The organism is Arthrobacter sp. Y3221160, assembly GCF_059092585.1.
On record NZ_JBNHHU010000001.1, the window covers coordinates 2,176,855 to 2,199,062 of the forward strand.

Genomic DNA, 22,208 nt, shown 5'->3' on the forward strand with positions numbered 1-22,208 from the left:
GAAAAGCATGAGCAACGCAAAAGATGTCACTGACGCTACTTTCGACGCGGATGTCCTGCAGTCTGCCAAGCCCGTGATCGTCGATTTCTGGGCGGAGTGGTGCGGTCCCTGCCGCATGCTGTCGCCGATTCTCGATGACATCGCTGCTGAGCATTCCGACAAGGTAGAGGTCGTCAAGCTCAACGTGGACGACAACCCGGCCACCGCAGCCCAGTACGGTATCACCTCCATCCCAGCCGTCTATGTCTTCAAGGACGGCGCGGTGGCCGCGACATCCATCGGCGCCAAGCCGAAGCAGGTCATTGAGCAGGAATTCGCAGAATTCCTTAACTAGCCAGATGGAAAACGACGCTGCAGACCAGAGCCTGCGCCGTTCAGACAATAGTCGACGCGTAGTAGCCCTTCGTGAAGGGCTACTACGCGCTGGCATTTCCATGGCCTATTTAGCGCCGGATCAAGTAAACAACCCCACCGTCTTTGACGACCATGTAGATGCGGCCGTGCGCACCTTCCAGCAGGCCCGGGGGTTGATGGTTGACGGCGTGGTCGGTCAGGAGACCGAACGAGCCCTGGCGGAGGCACAGTTCAAGCTCGGGGACCGTCCGCTGATATTCACGCTGGACGCGTCGCCTCTTCGTGGCGACGACGTCACCGAGCTCCAGCGCCAATTGTCGTTCCTCGGCTTCTACTACGGTCACATTGATGGCGAGTATGGGGAGCGGACCTACCACGCGGTCCGCGAGCTGCAGCTGAATCTGGGGCTCGAACCTTCCGGCGTCGCGGATCAACAGTTGACTGCCTCGATGGAACGCATTAATAGGACGATCAGTCCGAGCCAGGCGTTCTCGCTCCGGGATTACGAACGGCTCAACCAAGCCTCTGCGGCTCTGCGCGGCCGGACTATCACCCTCGCTCCCGGCGCCGGAGCAGCGCACTGGGCAGACAGCCCCGACGTTGCCTCCGGCAGTCGTCTGACCGAGAAACTCGTCGCCGGCGACGTCGCCAGCCGCGTAAAGAAGATCCTGACCGAGCTCGGTGCCAGCGTGGAAATCGTTGACAAGCCAACCGACGGCGGTGGTTTAGGCCGGACTTTGCTTATCAAAAGGTCTTCTCCGAGCCTGAGCATTGCCCTCCACTGTGACTGGTTGCCGCAAGAGGCAGCCAACGGCGTCAGCGCCTTTTTTTGGGGCCGTCCTGAATCGGGTGAAGTGCGTTCTCCCATTGGGCACCGCGCCAGCGAACTTATCCTGAAGGAGATCGTGGCCCGCACAGGGTCTACCAACCTAGGTATCCACGGTCGCAGCTGGGATATCCTGCGCCTGCCCAGCACCCCCTCGGTGCAGCTGGATCTCGGTTATTTGAGCAGCCCGTTCGACTCCCGCCGGCTCGCTGATCCTATTTACCGGCAGGTCTTGGCCGATTCCATTGTCATCGCCATCCAGCGGCTTTATCTGCTGGAAGAGGACGACGAGCCGACAGGCACCTTGGCTCTCGACGACGTTCTCCGCTTCAATCCAGGTACCTGACTCCCGCGCGGCTCAGTCTCTTGTTTCACGTGGAACAGCGGCGGCAGGTTTTCATTGTCGGCCGTTTCACGTGAAACGAAACGTACCGCTAACCGTTTCCTCGTCCCGGCTCCCCGCTGCACCCGGGGTATGATCCAGAGGCCATTGCCTCCAACGGACCGGGAAGTACGACAACGTGGATACTTCCACAGCTACTGGATATCCGTCTGGCACTATCGTTCTTGCTGCACTCAAAAGTGGATAGTCGCCGCGGGCGAGTCGCTGTCGTCCTTGCTCCTCCGTAGGTGCCTGGCTGCGAATACGCGGGTAAGAGAAGCCTGTGACCGAAGTTCGCCTCTCACCCGCTATCGGCCTGTCGACTGTGAGAACCGGTTGCCCTTTCCCCCCAGGTTCGGACTGTCCTCCTCGGATCCCGCCTATCCTTCATCAGACGAAGCATTTGGAAACGGCTGCGCCGGGCGGACCCGGATTGTGCATCGTTCCACGTGAAACTTCCAGCAAGGGCCAACTCGGTGTCTAAAGCGTTCAGCGACGACCCTGTCAACACACGCCGCTCCCCGTCGTGCCTCAGCGGAAGCCGGGATCGCGACTGCACGCCTTTCCAAGGCTGGGGCTTTTAAGTGCTTCGACATGCGACAGGGATTGGCGTCCGAGGCCTTCTCCAGTGCCTCCTCACATCTTCCTCCTCTCGCATAGAGGGCGAGAACGCTCGACCTAGCCCGTGGTGAAAGGATTCGAGCAAGCATTATCAACCGAACTAGCGCGATGACGGCCCTGCATGTGAGGCAGTGTCGAGGCCGTACGGTTCCACTGGGAGGATCCCGGGGCTAGCCCCTTCGTGCCGCCACCCCGGGGATGAGGCCCCATCACTCATGGAAGACAAGCTGGAGTGCGATCGCTTCATCCACTGCGTGCGGTGGCCACGCTCAATCTCCTGTCCGTCCAATTATGCAGCACATCCACGCGACCGTAATTCCGTCGCTGAGACGACCAGCGTCCACGCTCTAGCGCTCGGGACAACCGAGCCCTGCGCGAGGTTCGAGTGCGCGGACCGTCTTTTGGCCGCGTTCTTGGGTTTCATGCGGAAATCCACCCCGCCGTCGGGCCTGGATCATTGATGCCTTAGGACCTCCCTCTTGGCCGAAGCCAGCGTGGTTCGTTCCACGTGAAACATGTGGGGTCGCCCTGCGGGCCAAATGATGCTGGGCATAAGGATCGATTGTCTGCTGGCCAGTCCGACCAGCGCTATTGCGCCGGCCGACGCCCTGCGCACGCCTCAAAATATGGGATAGGGAAGCAACGGAACGGGTCATCCCTCCCGACCCTCTCGGTAAGAGCAGTGGGAGAGCCATGTCTGCCCCTCCCACCTGGTTGCCCGCAGCTACGGTCACGGACCAGAGCCGCTACCCTCGAGAATTTCTTCCCGTTCGACGGCTGCCTGGCAAAGGCAAGATCCTGCTAGCGCGGCTGCTGCTGTCGCCGTGCACGTGAAATGCGGTGCTCGGAAGGGGCTCCTGGCCAAGCGTTGCCCCAGAGAGCAACTGGCGACCACCGACGCCTCGCTAGTCCACTTTCCGGTTCTGCTCTGCCGCTCCCGGGTTTCACGTGAAATACGCTTTTTCTCCTCGGGGTGGTGTTATGCGGTGCCAGCCCTCCCCTACAGTTAGACCTAAGCTCCCGGGACTACGCGAAGTATGCATGCCCCCGAAGGGACTGCGCTGCGGGCCGGGCAACAGTTGAACAACCGGCGTGTATGGGATCTATCCAACTTCCCCCGCCACGTCGTACGTCGAGATAAGATCCCAACTACTGCCCAGGTTTCACGTGAAACACTTCGCGCGTTTAACCCAGCATTCACCGCCCTTGCAGAAGCTCTACTTCCATCAGCACATTCGGGAAGAGCCTCTGCCCATATGCCACCATTGAACACTCCTGCGAAGCGGAGGCTGAAGCTTCATCTTCAACACATAAGGTCGCTGCTCACCGCCGGCAACGTACGACATGGGGTTTCAGTGGGGGTGAGGCTCATGTCAAGCACTTAAGCCTCAAGCGCTGCGCGCTATTCTCGGATGCTAGATGTCCAGGTGACACAATTGCCAGGTGCCTGAAGGGGCGGGGCTAGGCGGTTCAGACATGATCCAGCGCCTGCACCCGGAGTTTCACGTGAAACTAACCTCTCCCCTGCTCGGCTGAGCCTGCTCACCTTCTGGTTGCTCGGAGCGGTCGGATGTCAGTGTCGCCCTCCGGGGGAAGAGACAGAGCCTGGCCGGTGAGGCTTAGCCCCAAGAATGGCGACGTTGACGTGCGAGCCAGGACTACACCTGCTCGTCCCGAACACGCTTTCCGAGGACGAACCCATGCGGCCTACCGATTCTGCAACCTCACCTAGTCGGCCCGAGTGGCCAGGATATGATGTGCATATCTCTTACTGCTACGGGCGTTTAAATGTGCCGCCTCCAGCCATGCCCAAACCTCCTATGCGGCAGGTGCATATGAGCGGGCGCAATTGCTACTACGCACCCGGCCCTTCCTTCACCGTTTTGGAGGCCAAGAATGCCACGTGTCGTTGCTCCCGGGCGCCGGAGTTTCACGTGAAACACCTAGTAACAGACCCGGCTTGCTAGCGCCACGTCGACGAGCTAGCAGAACGCGCCAAACAGACATCGAAGTCGGAAACAGAGTTCTCACAAGAGCGGGGGTCCAATCCCTAATGGGAAGAGGGGAATCGACACTCCTCTGCCCCTTCCCACACTCCGCACTGGGTGCAGCTGCCAAAAGTCCAGGCGGAATTCGACCGTGGGTTCTGCAACCTAGGGCAATAGGCTTGCTAAAGCGATGTGCACCAAGCATGTCAGCGGACTCGAACCAACCCAGAGTTGCACCTCAGGGCAAAGCAATGGGCTCCGTCCTTGTGGAACGGAGCCCATTGTTTCACGTGGAACGAAGGCTATGGCGTCGCCGGGTTCAGCACGTCCATGATGCGGTTTAGGTCATCGACACTGGCGAACTCGATGCTTACGCGGCCCTTCTTGGCACCCAAGGTGATCTTAACGCTGGTGTCCAGGCGGTCCGACAGGGAACTAGCCAGATAGTCTAGCCGTTCGTGCCGAGCTCCCTCACGGGGCTTGCTTTCGCGCTTCGGCCGGCGCACGCCGTCGCTCAGGGAAACGATTTCCTCGGTCGCCCGAACGGAAAGGCCCTCGGCGACAATCTTTTGCGCCAGCTTTTCCATTTCTCCAGGATCAGTGAGTCCCAGGAGGGCGCGTGCATGGCCAGCGCTCAACACGCCGGCCGCGACCCGCCGCTGAACCAGCGGAGGGAGCTTCATCAACCGTAAAGTGTTGGAGACCTGCGGCCTTGACCGACCGATCCGATCCGCAAGCTCATCATGTGTGCAACCGAAATCATCAAGCAACTGCTGATAGGCCGCAGCCTCTTCCAGCGGATTCAGCTGGCTGCGGTGCAGGTTCTCGAGCAGGGCGTCCCGTAACAGGTCATCGTCGGAGGTTGACCTGATGATCGCCGGAATCGTTTCCAGGCCGGCAGCCTTGGTGGCCCGCCAGCGGCGTTCGCCCATGACCAACTCGTACTGTGCGCCGCCATCATCGGAAGGACGCACAACGATCGGCTGGAGGACGCCGATCTCACGGATCGAATGCACCAGCTCCGCCATGTCTTCCTCATCGAAGACGGTGCGAGGCTGTTTGCGGTTTGGCTGGATCGCAGTAACGAGGACTTCGGCAAAGGTGGCACCGGGAACCTCGACTAGGCCGGCGCCCGACGTTTCACGTGGAACAGAAACTTCGGTAGGAGCCGAGGGAGCTGCGGCGCTGTCCCTGCCAACCGGTTCGGCCGTGTCCTTGGCGGAAGCGTGCGATTCGCCGGCTGCGCCATTGCCATTCGCTCGGGAAGAATCGTCTTTCACAGACTTCTTTGCCGCCGGCTTCTTGCTGCCAGTAGTCGCAAGCTTTCGCGGGGCCCGCAACACTTCGGCTACCTGCGCGGCGCTCGATCCGGTTACGGTCTCGGAGTCAGTCGTCGTGAGGACGGCGGCGTCCCCTTCTTCCCTCCGACTGGAAGCGGGAAAGAAAACGTCTACGGGTCGCTGAGTCCGGCGTTTGGCGGAGGCTTCCTGCCCCTCGGTGGACTCGGTCTCCGCTGGGGCCGGAGCACTGGGTATCAATGCGCCCAGGCCTCTTCCCAAGCCGCGACGTTTTTCACTCATCTGGACCCTCTTCCGTCATGCGCCGAGCTAGCATGCACATGCTCGCTTAAGGCGTAATTCTACCGTTGCAGTACGCCTTCACAGTTACTTGCCGCGCTCGGCGATTTCGGCTGCGGCCTCCTGATAGGAAAGGGCCCCGCTGGACGACGGATCATAGGTGATCACTGTCTGCTGGTAACTCGGAGCCTCCGAGATGCGAACCGAGCGCGGTACGACCGCACTTAAAACCTCGTTCGGGAAATGTTCCCGCACTTCTGCTGCAACCTGAGCTGCGAGGTTTGTTCGTCCGTCGTACATTGTCAGCAGGATCGTAGAAACAACCAATCCAGCGTTGAGGTGCTTCTGAATCATCTCGATGTTCTTGAGGAGCTGGCTCAGCCCCTCCAAGGCGTAGTACTCGCACTGGATGGGAATCAGTACCTCTTGGGCGGCGACGAAAGCGTTAACTGTTAGTAGGCCCAGGCTGGGCGGGCAGTCGATAAAGACGTAATCCAGCCGGGGCAGTCCTGCCGTCTCACGTTCCTGCGCGTAAACCTCGATAGCGCGGCGCAGGCGCTGTTCACGGGCCACCAACGAGACCAATTCGATCTCGGCCCCGGCCAAGTGAATCGTGGCGGGTGCGACGACGAGGTGGGCTATATCGGGGCATTGTGCGATCACGTCCCCGAGCGGCATATCGTTGATCAGCACGTCGTAGATACTGTCGACGTCAGCGTGGTGCTCGACCCCGAGCGCTGTTGACGCGTTCCCCTGCGGGTCGATATCGATGACCAGGACGTTCAGGCCGGCCGTAGCAAGGGCAGCAGCGATATTGACCGTTGTCGTGGTCTTGCCGACCCCACCCTTTTGGTTGCTGACCGTCAACACCCTGGTCTGGGCGGGCCTGGGAAGCTCCTTGGCCTTCAGCCTCTCACGCCGGCGGTTTTCGCTCGCCAATTCCTGCGCGAGCGGTGTGCTTTCGTCAATCGAATCCATAACGTTTGAAACCGTAGCCTCTATCTTCATGTTGGAGTTGGCTATCTCAGCCTCGTTCCCAGGGGAAGTTTCACGTGAAACAGGACCGCTAGGGGGGACGAGCGCAACCATGTTCGGTTGTTCAGCCACTCCGCGGTGCGACGACTCTTCGGCTTTGGTCCCGGTGAAACCAGACACCGTGTTGTTGATCGCCACTTGGATTCCGCCCGCTTTCACTGTCCGCCACCGACCTCTCCTAGCCTATCGTTGCGCGGCCGGATTCACGGGGCGCTGCATGGGTGTGTGGGGGAACAGGTCAAGCATCAACACGGATGCGGACTACCGTCGTCGGCTCTTCCAAGAGATCGTCCCCGACGGTCAAGACCTCTGTTTCTCGGCCACCGAGCTTCCTGATGACCTTTTCGGCCTTCTGAACCTCGTCAGCTGCGCTGCGGCCCTTGATTGCCAGCATTTCGCCCGTGCCATGCAGCAGTGGAATTGAGAGGCGGGCGAGCTTGTCGAGTGCCGACACCGCTCGAGACGTCACGACGTCAGCTGTGACGTCGTCCCCCGCCAGCTCTGCCCGCGTCCGCAGCACCGTGACATTGTCCAGCGCGAGATCCTCAATGACTTCGTTGAGCCAGGCAACCCTTCGTTCCAACGGCTCGATCAGGGTCAAACGCAAGTCCGGTCGCGCCAACGCGAACGTCAGTCCTGGCAGGCCGGCCCCGCTTCCGACATCCGCGACCGCGGCGTCGCGCCCTATCAGGTGTGCGACGACGGCGCAGTTGAGGACGTGCCGGTTCCACAATCTCGGGACTTCCCGGGGGCCCAGCAAACCCCGTTCGATGCCTGAGGTGGCCAAATGCGCAACGTATCGCTCCGCCAGGCCCAGGCGTTTACCGAAAACCGTGTGGGCAGCCCTGGACTCTGCCACAGTCATTTCAACTACCGACATACCTCTGCCTATCAGACCATTCCGCCGGACAAGATCAGGACTCCACCGACACCACGATGTGGCGGTTGGATCCTTCGCCCTCGGATTCGCTGATCAGGCCGAGCTCGGCAACCGCGTCATGGACGATCTTGCGCTCGTACGCGCTCATCGGCTCGAGCGCTACATCGCGGCCCGACTCCTTGGCTTCGGCGACGGCGTCTTCAGCGATCTTCTGTAGTTCTTCGCTGCGTCCTTCGCGGTAGCCAGTGATGTCCAAAACAAGGCGGGAACGGTTGCCGGTCGTCGTGAGAACCGACAACCGGGCCAGCTCCTGCAAGGCTTCGAGGACTTCGCCATCCGGTCCCACGAGCGCCTTGAGCGCGTCGTTGTCTTCCTCTTCGGAGACGATCGAGATGTAGGTGCGGCCGTTGCGGACCTCGATGTCGATGTCCCCATCGATATCGGCGATGTCGAGCAGCTCTTCCAGGTAGTCCGCAGCTACATCTCCTTCTTCTTCCAGACGTTTGGCAGAATTCGAAACAGCTTCCTCCTGCTGTTCGTCCGCTGCAGCCTCTTCGTCGGGAAGTTCTTCAGTCACTTCGGATACGCTTTCGCTGCTCATTTTTTCTTCCTGTTCTTCCGCTGTGGCTGCTGGCGCTGGCCTTTCACCTCTGCCGGGGAATCGGCCGCCGGCGCCTCGGTCTTCCGCTCGCCCAGCAGCGGTACCATCGGCAGGCCCTTCTTTGCACGGCGTTCTGCCAGTTCGCGGGCAGCCTGCGAACCCGGAGTGGGCATGCGCCGGATCACGAAGAACTGCTGTGCCATGGTCCACACGTTGGTAGTTGTCCAGTAAATCAGCACACCGATGGGGAAGTTGATGCCGCCGATGCCGAACACGAGAGGCAGGATGTAGAGCATCATCTGCTGCTGCTTCATGAACGGTGACTGCATTGCTTCGGCGGACATGTTCTTCGCCATGATCTGCTTCTGCGTGATGAACTGCGAGGCAGTCATCGCCAAAATCATGATGATCGACAGGATGACCACGGCGACCTGCTGCTCGCCCCCGCCGCCGTGCAGGAGGGATGCGGAAAGCGGCGCACCGAAAATGGACGAGTCGTCGAACTGACGGATGAGTTCGGGCGACAAAGCGCCAATCCCCTCGCCGTTCTCACTGGCGCGCGAAGCGTTGTTCAGCACGCTGAACAGCGCGAAGAAGAACGGCATCTGCACCAGCATCGGCAGGCAGGCCGAGAACGGGTTGGTGCCGTGCTTTTTGTACAGCGCCATCTGCTCCTGCGTCATGGCCTGACGCGACAGCTGGTCGGTCTTTCCCTTGTACTTCTGCTGCAGCTTCCGGAGGTCGGGCTGCAGTGCCTGCATCCCCCGCTGGGCCTTGATCTGCTTGACGAAGACCGGAATGAGGGCCGCGCGGATCACCAGCACCAGCCCGATGATTGAGAACGTCCACGTCCAGCCGTTGGCCGGGTCCATCCCAAGCCAGGAGAAGCCGGCGTGGAAGGCCCACAGGATCCCGGAGACGACCCACGTGAACGGGGTCAGGATGGTGTTTAAGAAGTCCATTACTGATTTGCTCCTCGGGCCGCGCCGCGGCCTTCATCGTCGGCCGGAATGAGTGGGTGGTTAAGCTCCACGATCCGGGGGATTCTGGAAGGGTTCTCCTGCAGCCACAGGTTGAAGGATACAGACGCCGGAACATGATCCACGCCGCCGGGGTTCCATGGGTGGCATCGGAGCAGGCGGCGGGCGGCCAGCCAGCTGCCCTTGGCGGCGCCGTGGACCGTCACTGCTTCCAATGCGTACGCGGAACAGGACGGGAAGAAACGGCAAACCTGGCCGTACAGGGGCGAAACGAGTTTGCGGTACACGCGCAGCACGCCGATCAGCGCAAACTGCAGGGGACTCGTGGTCCTCCTGGGCACGGCGGCATGGGCGGGAACCGGTACGGCATGGGCACTCATTCGGCTCTCCCCTTCTCTCCGTGCGCAGCTTCCGTCGTTGCGGGGCGCGTTAAGGTCAACTTGCCGAGGGCGGCCTTGAGAGCCTTCCGGTAATCCAGTTCCAAAGCGTTGAAGTCTGCGTCGGCAGCTGCCGGAAGGGCCCGCACAACCACGGTGATCCCTCGGGAATATCCATTCTCCCTTAAGCCGGCTGCTGCCAGTTCCCGCAGTCTCCTTTTAACGCGGTTGCGCATGACGGCGTTCCCCACGGCCTTCGAGACGATAAAGCCAAAAGATGCCGGTCGGGCCGGGTCTGCTGCCGCCGCATATAACACTAAGTTCCGGCGCCCTGAGCGGGCGCCGGAACGTACAGTTGTTGAGAAGTCCGCCGATGTGCGCATCCGGTGCTGGCTGGGAAGCATGTGCTACCCAGCCCGCCGAAACACGCCGCTGCGGGAACTGAACCTCACAGCCGGGTCGACAAACTGGCTATTTAGGCCGACAGTTCGGTGCGGCCCTTGCTGCGGCGTGCGGCCAGAATGGCGCGGCCGGCGCGAGTGCGCATGCGAAGGCGGAAGCCGTGCTTCTTGGCACGACGGCGGTTATTCGGCTGAAAAGTCCGCTTGCTCACGGTGGTTACTCCAAGACGATCGACAGATGCGGTTGGACCCATTGCAACAAGGGGGAAGAACAGGTCGGCGCTCTATATGGGGTCTATTCCATTGCCAGGGCGTTGGACGCACAAGGACAACAAAGTAGACATGAAGGACTAGTCAACGTTAGGCGATGGCGGCGAGTACCGTCAAACCGGCCCTCTCCGCACCCGGGCGTTTCCGTGGATAACCCCTGTGGACAACTCCACGCCAAAGCCGCTTTGAGCGACCGGAGCGCCTCTCGAAAGCGACGTCCACAGGGGCCTGCATCCCAACTGTCGCCCAGCAGATTCATGCTCTACTCTTGGCAGGAGCCCCTTATCCACCGTCTGTGAATAAGTCTGTGGATTTCGGGCGGGCTGTCGGCAAATGTCGAAGCATGCTGAGCATTTCTGAGGGGTACTACGTGGACACGGACCAGATAAATGACGTCGGAAGTTCCTGGCGCAAAGTGGTCCGGACGCTGGAACAGGACGATCGTGTCTCCCCCCGGCAGCGCGGCTTCATCGTGTTGGCGCAGGCCAAGGGCCTGATCGGCACAACCCTGCTGGTGGCCGTGCCCAACGAACTGACACGCGAAGTCTTCCAGTCGCAACAGCTCAAAGACCCTCTGCACGACGCCCTGTTCGAAGTCTTCAAGGACGACATCCTCTGCGCTTTCAGCGTCGACACAGATATGGCTCCGCAGGCGGAACCGGAACCTGAACAGGAGCCCCGCCCGGCCCCGGCGGTCGTGCGCAGCGAGTCACTGCCCCAGCCGGCGGCGCAAGCCGCTTCCCCGGAACTGGGCAGGCTCAACCCGAAATACATTTTTGACACCTTCGTCATCGGTTCATCCAACCGCTTTGCCCACGCGGCGGCCGTCGCGGTGGCCGAAGCGCCGGCCAAGGCGTACAACCCACTATTCATCTATGGCGACTCGGGCCTGGGAAAAACCCACCTGCTACACGCCATCGGGCACTATGCGCGCCATCTCTACAACAGCATCCGCGTCCGGTACGTGAATTCGGAAGAGTTCACGAACGACTTCATCAACTCCATCCGCGACGATGAGGGCGCCAGCTTCAAGCAGCTGTACCGCAACGTCGACATCCTGCTGATCGACGACATCCAGTTCCTGGCCAACAAGGACGCGACGCAGGAGGAGTTCTTCCATACCTTCAACGCCCTCCACAACCACAGCAAGCAAGTGGTCATCACTTCCGACCTGCCGCCGAAACAGCTCTCCGGCTTCGAGGAGCGCATGCGGTCCCGGTTCGAGTGGGGACTGCTGACCGATATCCAGCCGCCGGAGCTGGAGACCCGTATTGCCATTCTGCGCAAGAAGGCCATCAGCGAGGGGCTGTCCGTCCCCGACGAGGTCCTCGAGTACATCGCCTCGAAGATCTCCACCAACATCCGTGAGCTCGAGGGCGCGCTCATCCGCGTCACCGCGTTCGCCAGCCTGAACCAGCAGGCAGTGGACATGGGTCTCGCCGAGATAGTCCTGAAAGACCTGATCACCGACGAAGGGGCACAGGAGATCACGTCGGCCACGATCCTTGGCCAGACCGCCGCGTACTTCAAGCTCAGCATGGAGGAGCTGACCAGCAAGTCCCGGACCAGGACGCTGGTAACTGCGCGCCAGATTGCCATGTACTTGTGCCGCGAACTGACCGACATGTCCCTGCCGAAGATCGGCCAGGAACTCGGCGGCCGCGACCACACGACCGTCATCCACGCCGACCGAAAGATCCGTGAGTTGATGGCCGAGCGTCGAGCCATCTACAACCAGGTCACGGAACTGACCAACCGCATTAAGCAGCAACAGCGCGAAAGCTAGCTTCCCCGGCGGCTGCAGCGCCGGCGGCGGCCCCTGCCCGGAACTACACCGGTGAAATTAACAGGTGTGGATAAGGTTGTGGATTCTTAAGTGGACAACCGGAGTCCTTAAGAGGAAAAGTGCCCTGCCCCCTGTGGACGCCCGAAATTACAAGGATCTGCATCCACAGGCTCCCAGTGCTTGCGACGACTGCCCTGCACATCTTGTGAACACCCAACTTCGGCTCAGGCGCAGGCCGTACCGAGGTTTTCCACAGTATCCACAGCAGTTATTAACACTACGAATCCCATTTATTGATGTTCTTCCAAATAACATTTGACCCTGTTCCGGTTCCCACGCATCGTGCCGAATCGGCCGAACAGGACCTCTGCGCACTCTCGGTGCGCAATGACGGTTGCTGCGGCTAAGCTTGCACAGAGAATCGTTGCCATCTGCTTCAACCTGGTGTTCGCAGTCCCATTCGCTGCACCCCGGCCAGACGCAGGCGGTCTTCCCCGGCATGTTCGTTGTGAAAGGTGGCTTACTTCAGTGAAGTTCAGAGTTGATCGGGATGTTCTGGCGGAAGCCGTGACATGGACAGCCCGTTCCCTGTCACCACGCCCGCCTGTCCCCGTTCTGTCGGGCCTGCTCATCCGGGCCGAAGGCGGCATGGTGAGCCTTGCCAGCTTCGACTACGAGATTTCCGCCCGTCTCCAGATCCCGGCGGACGTCACTGAAGAAGGCACCATCCTGGTCTCCGGACGCCTCTTGGCAGACATCTGCCGAAGCTTGCCGTCGGCGCCTGTCGACATCGAAACCGACGGTTCGAAGGTTGCCCTCACATGCCGCAACAGCCGGTTCAACCTCGCCACCATGCCCGAGGGCGATTATCCGGAGCTCCCTGCGCTGCCGGAAGTCAGCGGGGTCGTGGACGGCGAAGCATTCGCCCAGGCTGTCAGCCAGGTCATCATTGCGGCCAGCCGCGATGACACCCTGCCCATCCTGACCGGCGTCCGGATGGAAATCGAAGACGACCTGATTACTCTGCTCTCCACCGACCGCTACCGCCTGGCCCTCCGGGAGCTGTCCTGGCGTCCGGCCACACCGGGCATTTCCACGAGCGCGCTGGTCAAAGCCAAGACTTTGAGCGAAGTAGCCAAGACGTTGGGTGGTTCCGGCGACCTGAACATCGCGCTTTCGGACAATAGCGAACTGATCGGTTTCGAAAGCGGCGGACGCCGCACGACGTCGCTCCTGGTGGACGGTGACTATCCCAAGATCCGCTCACTGTTCCCGGACAACACCCCGATCCATGCGACAGTCGAAACGACCACACTGATCGAAGCCGTCCGCCGCGTGTCGCTCGTGGCCGAGCGCAACACCCCGGTCCGGTTGGCCTTCACCGACGGCCTCCTGACCTTGGACGCGGGAACCGGCGAAGACGCCCAAGCGTCGGAGGCGATCGAAGCGTCGCTCTCCGGGGATGAAATCACCGTCGCCTTCAACCCGCACTACCTGTCCGAAGGCTTGAGCGCCTTTGACAGCAAGTACGTCCGGTTTTCCTTTACCACGCCGCCGAAGCCTGCGGTCATATCCGCCCAGGACAACCTTGAGGGCGACGACAAGGAAGACTACCGGTACCTGCTCATGCCGGTGAGGTTGCCCAACCAGTAATACCCGCCGACCCATGGACGAGAGGAAAGAGTGACTCGGATGCACATCGGACTGATCGGCTTGGGCCGGATGGGTTTCAACATGCGGCAGCGTCTTCGGGACGGCGGCATCGAGGTAACCGGCTATGACCGGAACCCGGAGGTCAGTGACACCGGGACCGTTGACGAAATGATCCGGGCCTTGCCGGTTCCGCGCACCGTGTGGGTCATGGTGCCCGCCGGCGAGGTCACCGACACGGTCATCACAGAGCTGGTCGGCAAGCTCTCCGCCGGAGACGTGGTGATCGACGGCGGCAACTCGAAGTTCACCGAAGACCAAAAGCACGAAGCCCTCCTGGCCGAAGGCGGGAAAGGTTTCATTGATATCGGCGTGTCCGGCGGCGTCTGGGGCCTGGCGAACGGTTATGGCCTGATGGCCGGCGGAAGCGCCGACCTTATCCAGGCAGCGATGCCGGTCTTCGACGCGTTGCGGCCGGAGGGCCCCCGGGAGGAAAGCTTCGCCCACGTGGGCGACGTCGGCGCCGGCCACTACGCCAAAATGGTGCACAACGGGATCGAATACGGGCTGATGCAGGCGTACGCCGAAGGGTACGAACTGCTGGAAGCCAAGGACATCATCAAGGATGTTCCGGGGACTTTCCGGGCCTGGCAAAAGGGGACGGTGGTCCGCTCCTGGCTGCTGGACCTGATGGTGAAGGCCCTCGACGAGGACCCGGGATTGAGCCAGGTCAGCGGTTACGTCGAGGATTCCGGTGAAGGCCGGTGGACTGTCGAGGAGGCGATCGGACACGGTGTCCCGGCCCCGGCCATCACCGCCGCGCTGTTCGCACGGTTCGCGTCGCGCCAAGACGACGCGCCCGCCATGAAGATGGTGGCCGCCCTCCGTAACCAGTTTGGCGGCCACGCAGTCAGAAAGCCTGCACAAGACCAGGCCGGCCGCCGCAACGAGTCGAAGTAGCTGTAACGCATTGTTTGTTGAATACCTGTCCCTGACCGATTTCCGCACCTACCCGCAGCTCGACATCGCCCTGAAGCCCGGCATTACGGTGTTTGTCGGAGCCAACGGGGTCGGCAAGACCAACATTGTCGAGGCCATCGGCTACCTCGCGTCGCTCTCGTCGCACCGGGTCAGCAATGACGCACCCCTCATCCGGTTCGACCAACCGCGTTCGCTGGTGCGGGCACGGGTGGACCGGGGCGGGCGCAGCACCTCGCTGGAACTGGAAATCACCCCGGGCAAGGCCAACCGGGCCCGGATTAACCGCGCCAACCCCGTGCGCGCGCGGGAAATCCTCGGGCACCTGCGCACGGTGCTCTTCGCCCCCGAAGACCTCGCGCTGGTCAAAGGCGACCCGTCCAACCGGCGCCGCTTCCTCGATGAGCTGCTGGCCAGCCTGGTCCCGCACCATGCGGCCACCCGCAGCGATTTTGAACGCGTCCTCAAACAGCGCAATGCCCTGCTCAAATCGGCGCGCGCCAGCGGACGGTTTACCGCCGCCCATGAAGCTACCTTGGAGGTGTGGGACCAGCACATGGCACAGGCAGGGGCCGCCCTGCTGAAGGCCCGGCTGGAACTGGTGGACCTGCTGCAGCCGCACCTGGACGCGGCGTACGCCGCCCTCACCGATGGCTCCAAACATGCGGCCGCCGTCTACCGCTCCACCATCCACAGCCAGCTGTCGGATGACGGCGAGGTGGAGAACGACGGCGGGGCGGGCCTTCCCCCGCTGGCAAGCCTGGGAACGGCCGAACTGGCGGAACTCTACCTTGCCGCCTTCAAACAGCAGCGCAAGCGGGAAACGGAGCGGGGCATCTCGCTGGTGGGGCCGCATCGCGATGAGTTGGAGCTGCTGCTGGGACAGGCACCGGCCAAGGGCTACGCCTCGCACGGCGAAACCTGGTCTCTGGCGTTGGCCCTCCGGCTGGCCTCGTACTACGTCTTCTGCGACGACGACGCTGCGCCCGGCGCGACTCCCGTCCTGATCCTGGACGATGTCTTCGCCGAACTGGACATCCAGCGCCGGTCAAAACTCGCGGGCATCGTGGCCGGCGCCGAGCAGGTGATCGTCACAGCCGCGGTGGCCGAAGACATCCCCGACGCGTTGGCGGGGGAACAGTTCATGGTAGTGCCGGGAGGCGTGGCCAATGGCCAGGAAACCGCCTGACCGGGACCGGCCGCAGGAGCCGGCAAAGCCGGCGGCACGGCGGCCGGGCCTGCCCGATCCGGCGGTGCCTCCCCCGCCCGCGGGACCGGCGGGAGCGGAGCCGTCCCGTGACGAGGGAGCTGTCGAAGATCTGGACGCCGCGAAAGCCGTCCTGAACCGGGTGCGCCTTGCAGCGGCGGCCCGCGGCGACGTACGCACGAGGGCCAACAGCCGCCGCCGCGCATCCCGGGGGGCGCGGCCGTCCGCCGGCCCGCAGGATTTCGGCCGCGACCCCCAGGGCTTGGGGCGCGTGTTCGACCGGTTCGTCGCGGAACGCGGCTGGAACTCCCCGGTGGCCGTCGGCTCGGTCATTTCGCGGTGGGATGAATTGGTCGGCGCGGACATCGCCGCCCACTGCCGTCCGGAGGGCTTCGAGGAAACCACGGTGCAGGTCCGCTGCGACTCAACGGCTTGGGCCACGCAGCTGCGATTGCTCAGCAGCGCCCTGCTGAAGCGGTTCGACGAAAAGCTGGGCCCCGGCGTCGTGACTAAAATCCAGGTGCTGGCGCCGGCAGCGCCCAATTGGCGCAAGGGCAAGAGGTCCGTGAGCGGCCGCGGACCGCGGGACACCTACGGCTGATTTCGCCCCTCGCGGGAGGCCGGCCGGAAGCAGCCGGCACCGGCTCGCTTAGACGGCGTGTAGGACGCTGGAGACGTCCGCGGACATACACGGTCCCATCGGGCACCCGGCGGCGGCGTCAAAACCCGGTTTCCGTGCCGCATAGAGCCATGTTCGTGCAGGATTCACCGCCCTGACACGGTAGAATTGACTAGGCGGCGCCCGTCCTCTATCCGGAAGGGCGCCGACACACGAGTCCCCCGGACGGAACACAAGGAGTCAACGGCAACTGTGGCAGAGGACAATGAGCTGGAAAACACCGGCGCAGAACCCCAAATGACAGAGGGCAACGACGGCAAGCACTACGACGCCAGCGACATCACCGTCCTTGAAGGCCTGGAAGCCGTCCGCAAGCGCCCGGGCATGTACATCGGTTCCACCGGTCCGCGCGGGCTGCACCACCTCGTGTACGAGGTGGTGGACAACTCCGTCGACGAAGCGCTGGCCGGCTACTGCGACACCATCAACGTCACGCTGCTGGCCGACGGCGGCGTCCGGGTGGTGGACAACGGCCGCGGCATTCCCGTGGACATGCACCCAACCGAGGGCAAACCGACCGTACAGGTCGTGATGACCATCCTGCACGCAGGCGGCAAGTTCGGCGGCGGTGGTTACGCGGTCTCCGGCGGCCTGCACGGCGTAGGCATCTCGGTGGTCAACGCGCTGTCCGCGCGGGTGGAGACCGAGATCCGCCGGCAGGGCTACGTGTGGCACCAGTCCTTCGCCAACGGTGGCCTCCCGGTGGGCGACCTGCGCCGCGGCGAGGAGACCACCGAGACCGGGACCTCGCAGACCTTCTGGGCGGACCCCGAGATTTTCGAATCCACGGAATTCGACTTCGAGACGCTGCGCGCCCGCTTCCAGCAGATGGCCTTCTTGAACAAGGGCCTCAAAATTGTCCTGACCGATGAGCGCCGTCCGGAAGTCCACGCACCGGACGCCGAGGACGTGGACCTGGACACGACGCCCGGCACCGAGGTCGAGACCACCGCGGAACACCGCCAGGTGGTCTACAAGTACGACAACGGCCTGCTGGACTACGTCACGCACCTGAACTCCTCCAAGAAGGTGGAGGTCATCCACCCCGAGGTCATCGCGTTCGAGACCGAGGACACGGAGCGCAAGCTCTCGGTGGAAGTCGCGATGCAGTGGACCACCTCCTACTCGGAGAGCGTCCACACCTACGCGAACACCATCAACACGCACGAAGGCGGCACGCACGAAGAAGGCTTCCGCGCCGCGATGACCTCGTTGATCAACCGCTACGCGCGCGAGAAAAACCTGATCAAGGAGAAGGAAGAAAACCTCACCGGCGACGACATCCGCGAGGGCCTCACCGCCGTCATCTCCATGAAGCTGGGCGAGCCCCAGTTCGAGGGCCAGACCAAGACCAAGCTGGGCAACTCCGAGGCCAAGGGCTTTGTGCAGCGTGTGGTCACGGACGAACTCGGCGACTGGCTGGAGCGCAATCCCGGACCCGCCCGCGACGTGATCCGCAAGTCGATCCAAGCCTCGCAGGCCCGGCTGGCCGCCCGGAAAGCGCGCGAATCCACCCGGCGCAAGGGGTTGCTCGAATCCGGCGGCATGCCGGGCAAGCTCAAGGACTGCTCGTCCCGCGATCCATCCAAGTCGGAAATCTACATCGTGGAGGGCGACTCCGCAGGCGGTTCGGCCGTCCGCGGCCGGAACCCGGAGACCCAGGCCATCCTGCCGCTGCGGGGCAAGATCCTGAACGTGGAGCGGGCCCGGCTGGACCGCGCGCTGGGTAACGCCGAGGTCCAGGCCATGATCACCGCGTTCGGCGCCGGCATCGGCGAGGACTTCGACGTGGAGAAGGCCCGGTACCACAAGATCGTGCTGATGGCCGACGCCGATGTGGACGGCCAGCACATCACCACGCTGCTCCTGACCCTGCTGTTCCGCTACATGCGCCCGCTGATCGAGAACGGTTACGTCTACCTGGCGCAGCCGCCGCTCTACCGGATCAAATGGTCCAACCACCCCCACGATTATGTCTTCAGCGACCGTGAGCGGGACGAGACCGTCCGCCGCGGCCTGGCGAACAACCAGCGGCTGCCCAAGGAAAACGGCATCCAGCGGTACAAGGGCCTCGGTGAAATGGACTACACGGAGCTGTGGGACACCACCATGGACCCCGACCACCGGACACTGCTGCAGGTGACGATGGAGGATGCCGCCGCCGCGGACCAGACCTTCTCGATCCTGATGGGCGAAGACGTCGAATCCCGGCGCACCTTCATCCAGCAGAACGCCAAGGATGTCCGCTTCCTCGACATTTAGCCCCGCCGCAGCCGGCCGGCCGCCGGCCGCTGACCGGGCCGCACCAAGGTTTTGACGCAAAGGAAACTTAAACGATGAGCGACGAAGAGACGCCCGACCTGCCCGCAGGCACCGGCGATGAGCCGATCGAGGGCGAAATCCTGACCGACCGGGTGGAGCAGGTCGACCTCCAGACCGAAATGCAGCGGTCCTACCTGGACTATGCCATGGCGGTCATCGTCGGGCGCGCCCTGCCGGACGTCCGCGACGGCCTCAAGCCGGTGCACCGGCGGGTGCTGTACGCGATGTTCGACGGCGGTTACCGCCCCGAGCGATCCTTCAACAAGTGCGCCCGCGTGGTGGGCGAGGTCATGGGCCAGTACCACCCGCACGGCGACATGGCCATCTACGATGCCCTGGTCCGCCTGATCCAGGACTGGACCATGCGCTACCCGCTGGCGCTGGGGCAGGGCAACTTCGGCTCGCCCGGCAACGACGGCGCGGCCGCCCCCCGGTACACGGAAACCAAGATGGCGCCGCTGGCGCTGGAAATGGTCCGCGACATCGACGAGGACACCGTCGATTTCCAGGACAACTACGACGGCAAGAACCAGGAACCGACCGTCCTGCCGGCCCGCTTCCCGAACCTGCTGGTCAACGGTTCCTCGGGCATCGCCGTCGGCATGGCCACCAACATTCCGCCGCACAACCTGCGCGAAGTGGCCGACGGCGTCCAGTGGTACCTGGACAATCCCACCGCCAGCCGTGAAGAACTCCTCGAAGCGCTGATCCAGCGGATCAAGGGGCCCGATTTCCCCACCGGCGCTCAGATCCTGGGCCACAAGGGCATCGAGGACGCCTACCGCACCGGCCGCGGCTCCATCACCATGCGCGCCGTGGTCAACGTGGAGGAAATCCAGGGCCGGACCTGCCTGGTGGTCACGGAACTTCCGTACCAGGCGAACCCGGACAACCTGGCCATGAAGATCGCCGAGCTGGCCAAGGAAGGCAGGGTCGCCGGCATCGCCGACCTGCGCGACGAGACCTCCGGCCGCACGGGACAGCGCCTGGTCATCGTGCTCAAGCGCGACGCCGTGGCCAAGGTGGTGCTGAACAACCTCTACAAGCACACCTCCCTGCAGGAGAACTTCGCGGCCAACATGCTCGCGATCGTCGACGGCGTGCCCCGCACCCTGACCCTCGACGCCTTTATCCGCCACTGGGTCACCCACCAGCTGGAAGTCATCGTCCGGCGCACCCGCTTCAGGCTGCGCAAGGCCGAGGAAGAAGCGCATATCCTGCGTGGCCTGCTCAAGGCCCTGGATGCGCTCGATGAAGTCATCGCCCTGATCCGCGCCTCGTCCACCACGGAAGAAGCCCGCGACGGCCTGATGCAGCTGCTGGACATCGACACGGACCAGGCCTCGGCCATCCTGAACATGCAGTTGCGCCGGCTGGCCGCCTTGGAACGGCAGAAGATCCAGGACCGCCACGCCGAGCTCGAGCGGATGATCCAAGAGTTCAACCGAATCCTCGCGTCCGAAGAAGCCCAGCGCAGCATCGTCAGCGAGGAACTCGCCGAGATCACCGGCAAGTACGGTGACGACCGCCGGACCCAGATCATGATGGGCTACGGCGGGGACATGAGCATGGAAGACCTCATCCCCGAAGAGGAGATGGTGGTGACCATCACCCGCGGCGGATACGTCAAGCGCACCCGCAGCGACAACTACCGGTCCCAGCAGCGAGGCGGCAAGGGAGTACGCGGCGCCCAGCTCCGCGGCGACGACGTGGTCGAGCACTTCTTCGTCACCACGACGCACCACTGGCTGCTGTTCTTTACCAACCTGGGCCGGGTGTACCGGGCCAAGACGTACGAGCTGGCCGAAGGCGGCCGCGACGCCAAGGGCCAGCACGTGGCGAACCTGCTGGCCTTCCAGCCGGACGAGCACATTGCCCAGGTCATGGACCTGAAGGACTACCAGCAGGCCCCCTACCTGGTGCTGGCCACCAAACGCGGCCTGATCAAGAAGACCCGGCTGGAGGACTACGACACGAACCGTTCCGCCGGCGTCATCGCGATCAACCTGCGCGACGGCGACGAGCTCGTTTCGGCGCGGCTGGTCGCCGAGACCGACGACATGATGCTGGTCTCCCGGCGCGGCCAGTCCCTGCGCTTCACCGCGACGGACGAGGCACTGCGGCCGATGGGACGCGCCACGTCCGGTGTGACCGGCATGAAGTTCCGTGAGGACGACGAACTGCTGGTCGCCGGCGTGCTGCGCGAGGACTCCTACGTCTTCATCGTGACCGCCGGCGGTTACGCCAAGCGGACCAAGGCCGACGAATACCGGGTCCAGGGGCGCGGCGGCCTGGGCATCAAGGTGGGCAAGTACCAGGAAGAACGCGGGCATCTGGTCGGCGCACTCATTGTGCAGGAGGAAGACGAGGTGCTGGTGGTGATGGAAAGCGGCAAGGTGGTCCGCTCCTCCGTCGCCGGTGTCCCCGTCAGGGGCCGCGACACCATGGGCGTCATCTTCGCCAAGCCGGACAAGAAAGACCGCATCATCGCCGTCGCCCGGAACTCCGAACGAGGCCTGGCCGCGGACGAGGAAGGCACCGACACGCCGGACGCGCCCCAAGGTCCCGAAACCGGCGGCACAACCGGCGCCGAATCTGCGCAGCAGGCAACCGATGAAGTACCGTTGAACGCAGACATGACGCAGTCCGCAGCCGAAACGCCGGCGCCGGAAATCGGAGGTAACGAGTGAGTACACCTAAAACGCCACGGCCGGGCACGCGCCCGCAGCCGGCCAACGCGCCCCGGGCTACCACTCGCAGCGGCGGCACGCCGGCACGCCCGGCCCAGCGCCCGGCGAACAGCGGACAGCGTCCGGCCAACGGCGCCCAGCGACCGGCCGGCCAGCCCGCCCGTCCAGGACTCGTGCGTCCGGCTCCGAAGGCCAAGGTCCGCCGTGCCCGCCTGCTGGTCAGCAAGGTAGACCCGTGGTCGGTGCTGAAGATGGCCTTCCTGCTCTCCGTCGCCCTCGGCATCGTCACCGTGGTGGCCTCCATCGTCCTGTGGACGACGCTGGACATCACGGGCATCTTTGACCGGGTCAACGGGCTGCTGACGGAAGTCGCGGGCACCGAGGGCGGCGGATTCGACCTGCGGTCCTACGCCTCGCTGGGACAGGTAGCGTCCTTCGCCACCATCATCGCCGTCGTGAACGTGGTCCTGCTGACCGCACTGGCCATGCTGTCCGCGGTGCTTTACAACATCTCGGCGACGCTGGTCGGCGGCATCGGGGTCACGCTGACGGACGACTGAGCGGATTTGAAGTTCCGGCCCGGCGTACTGTAAAGTCGTATCTC

At 63.2% G+C, this 22,208-nt stretch carries 18 protein-coding genes; 10 read left to right on the forward strand and 8 right to left on the reverse strand.

The window, feature by feature from the left end; translation table 11 throughout:
* Positions 1–7: 7 nt before the first annotated feature.
* Positions 8–334 (forward strand): thioredoxin, encoded by a 327-nt coding sequence (gene trxA, locus AC5RWG_RS10170; RefSeq protein WP_493978232.1) that lies wholly within the window; start codon positions 8–10, stop codon positions 332–334.
* A gap of 4 nt (positions 335–338) precedes the next feature.
* On the forward strand, positions 339–1,526 hold the full coding sequence (locus tag AC5RWG_RS10175) for an N-acetylmuramoyl-L-alanine amidase (RefSeq protein ID WP_494166862.1): 1,188 nt from the start codon (positions 339–341) through the stop codon (positions 1,524–1,526).
* 2,947 nt (positions 1,527–4,473) lie between these two features.
* Here the strand turns inward: AC5RWG_RS10175 and AC5RWG_RS10180 are convergent.
* From AC5RWG_RS10180 to rpmH, 8 genes are all read right to left on the reverse strand, one after another.
* Positions 4,474–5,751 (reverse strand): ParB/RepB/Spo0J family partition protein, encoded by a 1,278-nt coding sequence (locus AC5RWG_RS10180; protein WP_494166863.1) that lies wholly within the window; start codon positions 5,749–5,751, stop codon positions 4,474–4,476.
* A gap of 84 nt (positions 5,752–5,835) precedes the next feature.
* Positions 5,836–6,837 carry a ParA family protein gene (locus tag AC5RWG_RS10185; RefSeq protein WP_494013769.1) on the reverse strand — a complete coding sequence of 334 codons (1,002 nt, stop codon included), beginning with the start codon at positions 6,835–6,837 and terminating at the stop codon, positions 5,836–5,838.
* Between the two features lie 184 nt (positions 6,838–7,021).
* On the reverse strand, positions 7,022–7,663 hold the full coding sequence (gene rsmG / locus AC5RWG_RS10190; protein WP_494166864.1) for a 16S rRNA (guanine(527)-N(7))-methyltransferase RsmG: 642 nt from the start codon (positions 7,661–7,663) through the stop codon (positions 7,022–7,024).
* 34 nt (positions 7,664–7,697) lie between these two features.
* Positions 7,698–8,264 carry a Jag family protein gene (locus AC5RWG_RS10195; RefSeq protein WP_494013441.1) on the reverse strand — a complete coding sequence of 189 codons (567 nt, stop codon included), beginning with the start codon at positions 8,262–8,264 and terminating at the stop codon, positions 7,698–7,700.
* The gene (gene yidC, locus AC5RWG_RS10200; RefSeq protein WP_494001197.1) at positions 8,261–9,226 is read right to left on the reverse strand and encodes a membrane protein insertase YidC; all 966 of its coding nucleotides are present in this window, start codon (positions 9,224–9,226) and stop codon (positions 8,261–8,263) included. Before yidC ends, AC5RWG_RS10195 begins: the two co-directional genes overlap by 4 nt.
* On the reverse strand, positions 9,226–9,624 hold the full coding sequence (yidD, locus tag AC5RWG_RS10205; RefSeq protein ID WP_494166865.1) for a membrane protein insertion efficiency factor YidD: 399 nt from the start codon (positions 9,622–9,624) through the stop codon (positions 9,226–9,228). Before yidD ends, yidC begins: the two co-directional genes overlap by 1 nt.
* Entirely contained in the window at positions 9,621–10,025 is a 405-nt protein-coding gene (gene rnpA / locus AC5RWG_RS10210) for a ribonuclease P protein component (protein WP_494023975.1), read from the reverse strand. The genes yidD and rnpA overlap by 4 nt, the downstream gene beginning before the upstream one ends.
* A gap of 71 nt (positions 10,026–10,096) precedes the next feature.
* A complete protein-coding gene (rpmH, locus tag AC5RWG_RS10215; RefSeq protein WP_127513203.1) occupies positions 10,097–10,234 on the reverse strand; it encodes a 50S ribosomal protein L34 in 138 nt (45 codons plus the stop codon).
* A 401-nt stretch (positions 10,235–10,635) separates the two neighbouring features.
* Here rpmH and dnaA point away from each other — a divergent pair, with 401 nt between their 5' ends.
* From dnaA to AC5RWG_RS10255, 8 genes are all read left to right on the forward strand, one after another.
* Positions 10,636–12,078, forward strand: coding sequence for a chromosomal replication initiator protein DnaA (gene dnaA / locus AC5RWG_RS10220; RefSeq protein ID WP_494001200.1), 1,443 nt, complete (start codon positions 10,636–10,638; stop codon positions 12,076–12,078).
* A gap of 528 nt (positions 12,079–12,606) precedes the next feature.
* Complete coding sequence (dnaN, locus tag AC5RWG_RS10225; RefSeq protein WP_494167117.1) at positions 12,607–13,731, forward strand: DNA polymerase III subunit beta; 1,125 nt, start codon at positions 12,607–12,609, stop codon at positions 13,729–13,731.
* A 30-nt stretch (positions 13,732–13,761) separates the two neighbouring features.
* Positions 13,762–14,688 (forward strand): phosphogluconate dehydrogenase (NAD(+)-dependent, decarboxylating), encoded by a 927-nt coding sequence (gene gnd, locus AC5RWG_RS10230; protein WP_494166866.1) that lies wholly within the window; start codon positions 13,762–13,764, stop codon positions 14,686–14,688.
* Positions 14,689–14,698: 10 nt separating this feature from the next.
* Positions 14,699–15,895, forward strand: coding sequence for a DNA replication/repair protein RecF (gene recF / locus AC5RWG_RS10235; protein WP_494166867.1), 1,197 nt, complete (start codon positions 14,699–14,701; stop codon positions 15,893–15,895).
* Entirely contained in the window at positions 15,876–16,514 is a 639-nt protein-coding gene (locus AC5RWG_RS10240) for a DciA family protein (protein WP_494166868.1), read from the forward strand. The genes recF and AC5RWG_RS10240 overlap by 20 nt, the downstream gene beginning before the upstream one ends.
* A 315-nt stretch (positions 16,515–16,829) precedes the next feature.
* Positions 16,830–18,854: a DNA topoisomerase (ATP-hydrolyzing) subunit B gene (gene gyrB, locus AC5RWG_RS10245; RefSeq protein WP_494013768.1), complete on the forward strand. Its 2,025-nt coding sequence runs from the start codon at positions 16,830–16,832 to the stop codon at positions 18,852–18,854.
* 74 nt (positions 18,855–18,928) lie between these two features.
* Positions 18,929–21,604: a DNA gyrase subunit A gene (gyrA, locus tag AC5RWG_RS10250; protein ID WP_494001204.1), complete on the forward strand. Its 2,676-nt coding sequence runs from the start codon at positions 18,929–18,931 to the stop codon at positions 21,602–21,604.
* Positions 21,601–22,164: a DUF3566 domain-containing protein gene (locus AC5RWG_RS10255; protein ID WP_493978245.1), complete on the forward strand. Its 564-nt coding sequence runs from the start codon at positions 21,601–21,603 to the stop codon at positions 22,162–22,164. The genes gyrA and AC5RWG_RS10255 overlap by 4 nt, the downstream gene beginning before the upstream one ends.
* Positions 22,165–22,208 lie beyond the last annotated feature (44 nt).

Bases quoted from the DNA above. Each gene is read 5' to 3' on its own strand.
- trxA (WP_493978232.1), top strand. From the start codon at position 8: ATGAGCAACGCAAAAGATGTCACTGACGCTACTTTCGACGCGGATGTC.
- AC5RWG_RS10175 (WP_494166862.1), top strand. From the start codon at position 339: ATGGAAAACGACGCTGCAGACCAGAGCCTGCGCCGTTCAGACAATAGT.
- AC5RWG_RS10180 (WP_494166863.1), bottom strand. From the start codon at position 5,751: ATGAGTGAAAAACGTCGCGGCTTGGGAAGAGGCCTGGGCGCATTGATA.
- AC5RWG_RS10185 (WP_494013769.1), bottom strand. From the start codon at position 6,837: ATGGTTGCGCTCGTCCCCCCTAGCGGTCCTGTTTCACGTGAAACTTCC.
- rsmG (WP_494166864.1), bottom strand. From the start codon at position 7,663: ATGTCGGTAGTTGAAATGACTGTGGCAGAGTCCAGGGCTGCCCACACG.
- AC5RWG_RS10195 (WP_494013441.1), bottom strand. From the start codon at position 8,264: ATGAGCAGCGAAAGCGTATCCGAAGTGACTGAAGAACTTCCCGACGAA.
- yidC (WP_494001197.1), bottom strand. From the start codon at position 9,226: ATGGACTTCTTAAACACCATCCTGACCCCGTTCACGTGGGTCGTCTCC.
- yidD (WP_494166865.1), bottom strand. From the start codon at position 9,624: ATGAGTGCCCATGCCGTACCGGTTCCCGCCCATGCCGCCGTGCCCAGG.
- rnpA (WP_494023975.1), bottom strand. From the start codon at position 10,025: ATGCTTCCCAGCCAGCACCGGATGCGCACATCGGCGGACTTCTCAACA.
- dnaA (WP_494001200.1), top strand. From the start codon at position 10,636: ATGCTGAGCATTTCTGAGGGGTACTACGTGGACACGGACCAGATAAAT.
- AC5RWG_RS10240 (WP_494166868.1), top strand. From the start codon at position 15,876: ATGGCCAGGAAACCGCCTGACCGGGACCGGCCGCAGGAGCCGGCAAAG.
- gyrB (WP_494013768.1), top strand. From the start codon at position 16,830: ATGACAGAGGGCAACGACGGCAAGCACTACGACGCCAGCGACATCACC.
- gyrA (WP_494001204.1), top strand. From the start codon at position 18,929: ATGAGCGACGAAGAGACGCCCGACCTGCCCGCAGGCACCGGCGATGAG.